The organism is Dyella sp. AD56 (genome assembly GCF_002878475.1).
Taxonomy (GTDB): Bacteria; Pseudomonadota; Gammaproteobacteria; order Xanthomonadales; family Rhodanobacteraceae; genus Dyella.
Genome location: NZ_NRDP01000051.1, coordinates 1 through 1,103 on the forward strand (window position 1 = coordinate 1; position 1,103 = coordinate 1,103).

The following is a 1,103-nucleotide window of genomic DNA, read 5'->3' on the forward strand; positions in this document are numbered from 1 at the left end:
AGACGCAATCGCGATACTGGCGAGAGCAGTTGCGAGGAGCGCCGGAGCTGCTGAGCTTGCCGGTGGATCGGCCGCGACCGGCGGTGCAGAGTTACGCCGGTCGCACCCATGCATTGCATCTCGATGCCGTGTTGACCGGGCGACTGCGTGCGTTGTCGCAGGCGCAGGATGCAACGCTGTACATGACGTTGCTGGCTGGCTGGAGTGCACTGCTGTCGCGCTTGAGCGGTCAGGCCGATGTGGTGATCGGCACTGCTGTTGCGAATCGCCGCGACAGCCGTCTCGACGGATTGATGGGCTTTTTTGTCAATACGCTGGCGTTGCGTCTGGACACACAGGGCGGTCAGACCATTGCCAATTTCTTGCAAGCTGTGAAGCACGTAACGGTCAACGCGTTTGTCCACCAGGACGTGCCCTTTACCCACGTAGTGGAGTCGCTATCGCCAGGGCGAGACCTGAGCTACAACCCGTTGGTGCAGGCGATGTTCGTCCTGCAGAATGCGCCACATGGCGGCGATCCGACGTTGTCCGGCCTGCGGGCAGAACGGATGGCCATGCCGCACACCACGACACAGTTCGACATTTCACTGTCGCTGATGGAAGTGGGTGAGCACTTGGAAGGCGCGATCGAATACGCGAGCGACCTGTTCGATGCGGACACGATCGCGCGCTGGTCGGGTTATCTGGAGGTGCTGCTGCGCGCGATGACGGAAGACCCGGAACGGGCGGTGGCGACGTTGCCATTGCTGACGGACGCGGAGCGGTCGCAACTGCTGGAAAGCCGTGTTGCGCCGTTGCAGGCCGAGGTCGGTGCGTGGACGCTGGCGGAGCGTTTCCAGGCACAGGTGTCGCGGACACCGGAAGCGATCGCACTGCGCAGTGGCGAGACGACGCTGAGCTACGCGGCCTTGAACGACGCGGCCAATCGGGTCGCGCATGCGCTGATCGAGCGCGGCGTGACACCGGACACCTGTGTGGGCCTGTGCGCGCCCCGCGGTGTGGAGCTGGTGATCGGTCTGCTGGGCATTTTGAAAGCCGGTGGCGCCTACGTTCCCTTGGATCCCAGCTATCCGCGCGAGCGGGTAAGACAGATGCTGGACGAC

Annotated in this window: 1 protein-coding gene; it reads left to right on the plus strand. The window is 63.6% G+C overall.

The window, feature by feature from the left end; translation table 11 throughout:
• The coding region (locus DyAD56_RS23460) for a condensation domain-containing protein (RefSeq protein WP_146010619.1) at positions 1–1,103 on the plus strand (1,103 nt) is incomplete at both ends.